The organism is Methanocrinis sp., from assembly GCF_049974945.1.
In the GTDB taxonomy this organism is placed as follows: domain Archaea; phylum Halobacteriota; class Methanosarcinia; order Methanotrichales; family Methanotrichaceae; genus Methanocrinis.
Map to the genome: position 1 here is coordinate 1 of NZ_JBNGCU010000084.1, position 7,133 is coordinate 7,133.

The window sequence follows — 7,133 nt, forward strand, 5'->3', positions numbered from 1 at the left end:
CGGGGGTCGTGGGTTCGAATCCCACCGGGTCCGCCTGCTACTTAAATTTTCGAAACAAACGGAATTTTTCGAGGGAACGATTATGTGCGAGCTATCCGTTTACATGAAGGGCGAGAAGGAGTGCTTGATGGAAGGGGTGGTCGTCCTGGTGACCAAAGGGGAGACGGTCCAGATGGAGGATATCCTGGGGAGGACGAAGGAGGCCAAAGGCCGGATCGTCGAGGTGAACATCACCAATCAGAAGGCCTTCCTGGAGCCGGTTTAGGCGACAGATGGCGCTGCTTGGTTTTCTATTTTGGATCGGTCCGCCTTCGACATTTTGATGATCGATGACGGGGGAGAGCCGACGGTTTACCTCCTCATCTCAGAGAGCTCCAGCACGTCCTCCCCCTCGACGAAGGCGAGGTCCCGCTCCCGGGCGTAGGCCGTGGCCTCCTCCTTCGAGAGGGCGAGCCCCGTCTTTCCGTCCAGCATCTCGCAGACGACGACGGCGGGGGCGATCTCCGCGGCCCTGGCCAGGAAGATGGAGAGCTCCGTCTGGCCCCTCCTCTCATCGAGAAGGGCGGGGGCGGCCCTCAGAAGGGGGACGTGGCCGGGGGACCTGAACTCTCTGCCGAAGTCGACGGAGCCGCCGCAGGCGGCAGCTCTTGTGATCTCTGCAATCCTCTTTATCGTTAGGGCCCGGTCGTTGTCTGTGATCCCAGTGAAGGTCTCGCGATGGTTGACCCAGAGGGAGAAGGTGGATTTGGAGTCGTAGGGTATGTCGCCCTCTCGCTCGTATAGGGACTCTATCGCCCCGAAGCCCTCGGCCTTCGTTCCGTCTTTTCCGCCGTTATCGCCCTCTTCGCCCTTCGCGAAGCCCGCTGCGAACTTCAAAACGTCGGCGATGTAGGGAAGCCCCAGGTTTGAGGTGGCGATGGGATCGATGGCGACGCAGACCAGGCCCCCCGCGTCACGCCGAAGCTGCCATACGATCTCGGGGGTCACAAACTCCGCGGCTACAACAAGATCCGTCTCTCCCTCCCGGTCGTCGAAGTCGTAGAGCAGGATCACCTCGCCCCTCTTCAGGGCCTCCGCCGCAGCCAAAGCCCTCGTCGCCCCACTCTCCTCTATCTCATCCGCTCTTCTGCCATCCCCTCTCTTCATCTTAAGACCAACTCCACCTCATCCCCGTCCGCGAGGCCCAGGGCCTTTCGCAGGTTGACCGGGGCGATCAGCTCCAGAAGGCTCGCCGGGTAGCTCGTCCGGTCGGGCCGCACGATGGCCCCCTTTATGCCCTCGATCCCGACGGGGCGGCACCTGCACGCCCCGAAGGTTCTCCCCTCGTCTTCAAAGCCCTCGATCCTGATTGATTTGGGATCGGATTCGTCGAGGCCGAAGGGCTCATCGAGCTTCAGGTTCAGGGTGCCTGGAGAGGGATCAAAGCCGATCTTCTCGGAGAACTGCCGTCTGTACCCCTCTCGGGAGATGTAGTACTCGCCCTCTCCGAGGCCGCTGACGACCCTGCCCCTGATCCTGACCTCCTGCAGCCCTTCGAAGATCCTCTGATAGTCCTCGTACTCGGCCTTCAGCCTCAGAGCCCCCCTCTCTGTTATCCTCACCCTCTGCCCCTCGTTGGTGACGACCCTCGATATGTAGCCTTCCCCCTCCTGGGCCAAGAGCCTCCGCCATGCCGTCTGGGGACTCGACCCCATCTCCAAGGCGAGGGTCGAGGACGACAAAGTCAGGTCATTCTTCATCGCCCCGAGAAGGGCGAGTCTCTTCAGAGTTTCGACCTCGATTTACCCACCCCATCAAATTTGAGATGCCTGCCAAATATGGTATGATAATATATAACGATTATCGCCGCAGAGGTTTCTGCCTCCGATGTCGTCACCGGAAGGCGGATCGACCCTCTGAAGCCCACTTCAGCAATGGGGCGGGGCGGCCATACGTTCTGCCCCTCCGATTGAAAAATGGTAAGTCTCGATCCTCTCTTCAGGCGTACTGGCCGAAGGCCACCTCTGAGACCTCCTTGGAGCTCTCGGAGCGGGTGTCGAAGATCTTGGATCGGGCCATCTCGAAGTCCCGGTGGCAGACGACGTCCCTCTCCTCCCGGATCGCGAACATCCCCGCCTCCGTCGCCAGGGCCTTCATGTCTGCGCCGCTGGCGCCCTCGGCTCCGTCTGCGATCCTCTTCAGGTCCACGTCGGGGTGGAGGTTCATGCAGGCCGTATGGATCGCCAGAATCGAATGTCTGCTCTCCTTGTTCGGCAGGGGGACGTAGATCAGACGGTCGAACCGCCCTGGCCGGAGGAGGGCGGGGTCGAGCATATCGAGCCTGTTGGTGGCGGCGATCAGCTTCACCTCCCCCCGGGGGTCAAAGCCGTCCATCTCCGCCAATAGCTGCATCAGGGTCCTCTGAACCTCGCGGTCGCCGCTCGTCGCCCCGTCCATCCTCCTCGATCCGATGGCGTCCAGCTCGTCGACGAATATTATGGCGGGAGCCTTGTCCTGGGCGAGCTCGAAGAGCTCCCTCACCATCCTCGCCCCCTCGCCGATGTACTTCTGAACGAGCTCGCTTCCCACCACTCGCAGGAATGTGGCCTCGGTGCTGCGGGCGACGGCCTTCGCGAGAAGGGTCTTTCCGGTTCCAGGGGGGCCGTAGAGGAGGACTCCCTTCGGCGGCTCTATCCCCACCGTGGCGAAGAGGTCTGGCCTCCTCAGGGGCAGCTCCACGATCTCCCTGATCTCCGAGATCTGGTCTACTAGCCCCCCTATCTGGTCGAAGTTGACATCTGGGGCGTCCTCGACCTCCATGCCGAAGACCGCTGGATCATGAGAAGAGGGGAGAGCGAACATGACGGAGAAGGACTGCTGGTTGAGGGCGACCCGGGTTCCGGGGCCGAGGTCTCCCTCGATGAACTGAGAAACGTTGACCACAAACCGGGGTCCTGTGCTGCTCTTGACCACCACCCTGTTGTCATCCAGAACGTCCAGGATCGTGCCCACGATCAGAGGGCCGGTCCTCAGACGCTCAAGCTCGCTTCGCAGCTTTCTGACCTCGCGCTCGAACTTGAGCTTCTGGTTCTCCATGATCCGCTTTTCGCCCTCCACCCGGTCCTTCTGCTCTCGAAGAGCGAGGTTTCTCTCCTCAAGCTGTCGCATCCGGTCCATCAGGTAGCGCGAAAAATCGGCGCCGACTCGCGATTCGTCCATGGGATCTCCAAAGCGTATTTAACGTTGACTGCTATTAAACTTTTCCGAGATGAGCAAATATGCAGTGTGAGATATGCGGTACAGAGATCTCCGGCAAGCCAAGAAGAGTGGTGATCGACGGATCTGAACTGCAGGTCTGCAACAGCTGCGTCCGGTTTGGAGAGGTCGCAGACAAGTTTTCACCTGTGGCGAGGAAGGTCGTTCCCCAGGAGCGGGCCTTCAGAGCGCCGCCCAGGCCCCGGCCCCGTCGCGACGAGTTCAGGGAGATGCCAGAGATAGTTCCCGAGTACGGCCAAATCGTCAAGGAGGCCCGGGAGGGGATGGACCTGACCCCCGAGGAGCTTGGAGTCAAGATCAAGGAGAAGGCATCCCTGATAAGGAAGATCGAGAGGCAAGATATCGTTCCTGAGGACTCAGTGAGGATCAAGCTGGAACGAGAGCTGAACGTGAAGCTGACCGACAAGGTGGGTGACCAGGAATGGAAGTCGGGCAAAGGCGGACGGGGTCTGACCCTGGGCGATATCGCCTTCATCAAGAAGAGATGACGGAAAAGGCAATCTCCGAAGCTGCGAAACTCCTGGCCGACGGTGGAACGGTAGTATACCCGACGGAGACGGTCTACGGCATAGGGGCCTCGATCTCCATCCCCGGGGCGGTGGAGAGGGTCTTCGAGATCAAGGGCCGGGATCGCAGAATGCCCCTCTCAGTGGCTGTCGCGAGCTTCGAGATGGTGGCCGGGATCGCGAATATCGACGAAGATGACCTCGCCCTCCTCCGGAAGCTTCTTCCCGGACCCATTACGATCCTGGTCGAAAAGAGCCCCCAGCTTCCCGACTCCGTAACGGCCGGATCGCCCCTGGTGGGTATCAGGTTTCCCGACCATCCGATGGCGATAGATCTGATCGGGAGGGCGGGCCCCATCACCTCGACGAGCGCAAACCCATCGGGCCTGCCGCCTCCAGCGAGCATCGAGGAGCTGGACCCGGAGATCGCAGAAAAGGTGGACCTCGTCCTGGACGGGGGAAGATGCCGCCTCGCCCGGCCCTCAACCCTCGTCGATCTTGCTTCAAGAAGGGTGATCAGGGAGGGGGCGGGGATGGAGATGGTGGAGGAGCTTTTAGGATGAAAGCGAGGATAAGGGATTTTCTCCAGACCGTCGACGGCTGGATATTCTCCGTCGTAGACTACCACCACCCCCAGGGGATCAGATCGATCCTGAGGTACGTACCGGACCCGGAAGGGGAGAGGACGGCCGAAGGGGTCCGATACAGAAAGCTCGACTTCGATGATGCCTACGCCTTCCTCCGAAGGGAAAAGCCCGATTACGTCCAGGACGTCCACGTCGTCCCCGAGGAGGACGTTCTACGGCTCTATAAGCCGGAGATAGAGCTTCCGAAGGTCGCAAGACGGGACGGCAGGGTCGGAGAGATCGTCTCGGTCCTGAGAGACGGCGGGGTTACCCGAGAGAAGATGGGGATCACCGGCTCAATCCTGGTGGGGCTTGATGGACCCGGCTCGGACATAGACTTTCTCGTCTACGGCAGCGACTGGTGGCGGGCGAGGGACGTCATAGCGAGGGCGAAAGGGGAGGGAGGACGGATCCGGGAACTGGACGAGGCCACCTGGGATAAGATCTATCTAAAGAGGGTCCCTGAGATCGGCCGCGACGAGTTCGTCCTCCACGAGCAGAGGAAGGGAAACCGGGGTCTGGTGGACGGAACCTACTTCGACCTCCTCTTCACCCGGGACTGGGACCAGATCGGGCCGCCCCCCCCGCCGGGCAAAAAGGCGGGACGACGGAAGATCGAGGGGCGCGTCCTCGACGCCGAGTTCGCCTTCGACAACCCTGCGGTCTTCGAGATCGACCACGACGAGATCTCCCTGATCCTCTGCTACACCCACACCTACGCGGGCCAGGCCCTGCCCGGGGAGAGGATCGAGGCCTGCGGCGTGGTCGAGGAGACGGAGGAGGGCAGAAGGCTGGTGGTGGGAACGTCGAGAGAGGCAAAGGGAGAGTGGATCCGATCACTGACCCTTCTGGAGAGGGGCTCGTCAAGATCATAGAGGGGCTGAAGAGGGCCTGGAGGCTCGAGGCCGAGATCGAGGTCGAGATCAGCGAGGAGCCCTTCGTCCTGGGAAGGACGGTCCGGGAGGGGGGCGGCTATAGAATTTACGTATCGGAGGCCGAGCCCTACCCCCTCCTCCACGAGTTCTACCACGTCCTCATCGAGGAGAAGGTGATGAAGCGCCACATAGGCTCTCCTTGCGAGTTCTGCGCGAAGATCACTCTCGAGATGATGAACCTCCTGGTGGACCTGGGGATAGAGAGGATAATCTTCAGGACCGACCAGGAGATATTTCCCGCCTACTTTCCGAGGGCAAAAGAGAACCTGGACAAGATCGCGAGATGCGGCGTCCTCCCCTTCGACCCCACCAGGACCGTCGCCTACAACCTCTACCTCGAGACGGCTATAAGAGAGTTATACCCCGATCTCGGGGACGACTACGACTTCTGGGAGAGGGTCGAGCTCTCCGCTGAGATGAGGGCGGGCGTCGAATCCGCCCTCAAGATCGCGAGGGAGTTCGTGCGGGAGAGGCCGATCGCCTGGCAGGAGATCTCCCGCGCTGCGGTGGATCTATCCTGGCCGATCTTCGGGGCGGACGTGATGATCATCGAGTCGAGGGACGAGTTTAGGATAGTCTGCAACACCGACCACATCGAGGCGAAAAGGAAGGTCTCGGAGATGATCGACCGGCTCAAGGCCCTATCCCGGAGCTGGAGCCGAGGGTGAGGCCGGGCGGAGAGAGAAGTAGTTAAGGCGAGAGACTCAAAAGATGAGGGTTTGAAGGCTGATAAAGGCAGATTTCTGAAGCGATAAAGAGGTTCAACATGTTATTCGAGGTCAACCCCTTCGACATAGAGATAGGACAGTACAAGGTGATGCTGAACCTGGCCGACGCGAGAGAGATGGGCATGAACGCCGGCGACCGGGTGCGGGTGAAGGCCAAAGGCGCCTCCTTCACCGCGATCCTGGACGTCACCACCCAGATGGTGGAGCCCGGTAAGGTCGGGATCTTCACCGAGGCCCACCAGAAGATCGGAGAGGCGAGGGAGGTGGACGTGGCCCCCGCGGCGAAACCTCTCTCGGTCAGCTACATCAAGAGGATCATGGATCAGGAGAAGCTCACCGAGGACCAGATCAGGACCATCGTCCAGGATATCGTCGACAACAACCTCAGCGATGTCGAGATCTCCGCCTACCTCACCACCCTCTACATAAGAGACTTCGACTCCCAGGAGACCGAGTGGCTGACGAGAGCGATGATAGATACCGGGGAGCGGATCCACTTCGACACCCACCCCGTGGTGGACAAGCATTCCATCGGCGGCGTTCCCGGAAATAAGGTGTCGCTGCTGGTCGTCCCCATCGTCGCCGCCGCCGGACTTCTCATCCCCAAGACCAGCTCGCGGGCCATCACCGGCGCCGGGGGGACCTCAGATCTGATGGAGATCCTCGCTCCCGTGGAGTTCTCCGCCGACGAGATCAAGGAGATCGCAGAGAGCGTGGGCGGAGTCCTCGCCTGGGGCGGGGCGACGAACATAGCCCCCGCCGACGACAAGCTGATCAGGGCCGAGTACGCCCTCTCCATCGACCCCTACAGCCAGATGCTGGCCTCGATCATGGCCAAGAAGGGGGCCGTCGGCGCAGACTCGGTGGTGATGGACATGCCGGTGGGCCCGGGAACAAAGCTTCCGACCATCGATGACGGAAGATCGATGGCAAAGGACCTCATCGACCTGGGTGACCGGCTCGGTATCAGGGTCGAGTGTGCAATGACCTTCGGCGGCTCCCCGGTGGGACGGACCGTTGGCCCGGCCCTGGAGGTGAAGGAGGCGCTCACCATGCTCGAGAGCGGCCAGGGGCCGAACAGCC

The 7,133-nt window shown here is 61.2% G+C and carries 9 protein-coding genes; 6 read left to right on the forward strand and 3 right to left on the reverse strand.

From position 1 onward, the window contains the following. Positions 1–82 precede the first annotated feature (82 nt). Positions 83–265 carry a CooT family nickel-binding protein gene (locus tag ACP5EL_RS08215; protein ID WP_428402027.1) on the forward strand — a complete coding sequence of 61 codons (183 nt, stop codon included), beginning with the start codon at positions 83–85 and terminating at the stop codon, positions 263–265. A gap of 86 nt (positions 266–351) precedes the next feature. Here ACP5EL_RS08215 and ribB read toward each other — a convergent pair whose 3' ends face one another. From ribB to ACP5EL_RS08230, 3 genes are all read right to left on the reverse strand, one after another. Then, positions 352–1,146, reverse strand: coding sequence for a 3,4-dihydroxy-2-butanone-4-phosphate synthase (gene ribB, locus ACP5EL_RS08220; RefSeq protein ID WP_428402028.1), 795 nt, complete (start codon positions 1,144–1,146; stop codon positions 352–354). Then, complete coding sequence (locus ACP5EL_RS08225; protein ID WP_428402029.1) at positions 1,143–1,739, reverse strand: DUF120 domain-containing protein; 597 nt, start codon at positions 1,737–1,739, stop codon at positions 1,143–1,145. The genes ribB and ACP5EL_RS08225 overlap by 4 nt, the downstream gene beginning before the upstream one ends. A gap of 238 nt (positions 1,740–1,977) precedes the next feature. Next, positions 1,978–3,198 carry a proteasome-activating nucleotidase gene (locus tag ACP5EL_RS08230; RefSeq protein WP_428402030.1) on the reverse strand — a complete coding sequence of 407 codons (1,221 nt, stop codon included), beginning with the start codon at positions 3,196–3,198 and terminating at the stop codon, positions 1,978–1,980. A gap of 59 nt (positions 3,199–3,257) precedes the next feature. Here ACP5EL_RS08230 and ACP5EL_RS08235 point away from each other — a divergent pair, with 59 nt between their 5' ends. The 5 genes from ACP5EL_RS08235 to ACP5EL_RS08255 form a co-directional block, all read left to right on the forward strand. Next, the gene (locus ACP5EL_RS08235; RefSeq protein WP_428402031.1) at positions 3,258–3,743 is read left to right on the forward strand and encodes a multiprotein bridging factor aMBF1; all 486 of its coding nucleotides are present in this window, start codon (positions 3,258–3,260) and stop codon (positions 3,741–3,743) included. Continuing rightward, positions 3,740–4,324, forward strand: coding sequence for an L-threonylcarbamoyladenylate synthase (locus ACP5EL_RS08240; RefSeq protein ID WP_428402032.1), 585 nt, complete (start codon positions 3,740–3,742; stop codon positions 4,322–4,324). Before ACP5EL_RS08235 ends, ACP5EL_RS08240 begins: the two co-directional genes overlap by 4 nt. Beyond that, positions 4,321–5,262 (forward strand): nucleotidyltransferase domain-containing protein, encoded by a 942-nt coding sequence (locus ACP5EL_RS08245; protein ID WP_428402033.1) that lies wholly within the window; start codon positions 4,321–4,323, stop codon positions 5,260–5,262. The genes ACP5EL_RS08240 and ACP5EL_RS08245 overlap by 4 nt, the downstream gene beginning before the upstream one ends. Beyond that, on the forward strand, positions 5,214–5,990 hold the full coding sequence (locus tag ACP5EL_RS08250; protein WP_428402034.1) for a hypothetical protein: 777 nt from the start codon (positions 5,214–5,216) through the stop codon (positions 5,988–5,990). Before ACP5EL_RS08245 ends, ACP5EL_RS08250 begins: the two co-directional genes overlap by 49 nt. Positions 5,991–6,088: 98 nt before the next feature. After that, positions 6,089–7,133 (forward strand): thymidine phosphorylase (locus tag ACP5EL_RS08255; protein WP_428402035.1); only part of this gene is annotated, 1,045 nt, incomplete at its 3' end.

What these genes read in the sequence shown, in the direction of transcription:
- ACP5EL_RS08215 (WP_428402027.1), top strand. Translation starts at nt 83, where the DNA reads ATGTGCGAGCTATCCGTTTACATGAAGGGCGAGAAGGAGTGCTTGATG.
- ribB (WP_428402028.1), bottom strand. Translation starts at nt 1,146, where the DNA reads ATGAAGAGAGGGGATGGCAGAAGAGCGGATGAGATAGAGGAGAGTGGG.
- ACP5EL_RS08225 (WP_428402029.1), bottom strand. Translation starts at nt 1,739, where the DNA reads ATGAAGAATGACCTGACTTTGTCGTCCTCGACCCTCGCCTTGGAGATG.
- ACP5EL_RS08230 (WP_428402030.1), bottom strand. Translation starts at nt 3,198, where the DNA reads ATGGACGAATCGCGAGTCGGCGCCGATTTTTCGCGCTACCTGATGGAC.
- ACP5EL_RS08235 (WP_428402031.1), top strand. Translation starts at nt 3,258, where the DNA reads ATGCAGTGTGAGATATGCGGTACAGAGATCTCCGGCAAGCCAAGAAGA.
- ACP5EL_RS08240 (WP_428402032.1), top strand. Translation starts at nt 3,740, where the DNA reads ATGACGGAAAAGGCAATCTCCGAAGCTGCGAAACTCCTGGCCGACGGT.
- ACP5EL_RS08245 (WP_428402033.1), top strand. Translation starts at nt 4,321, where the DNA reads ATGAAAGCGAGGATAAGGGATTTTCTCCAGACCGTCGACGGCTGGATA.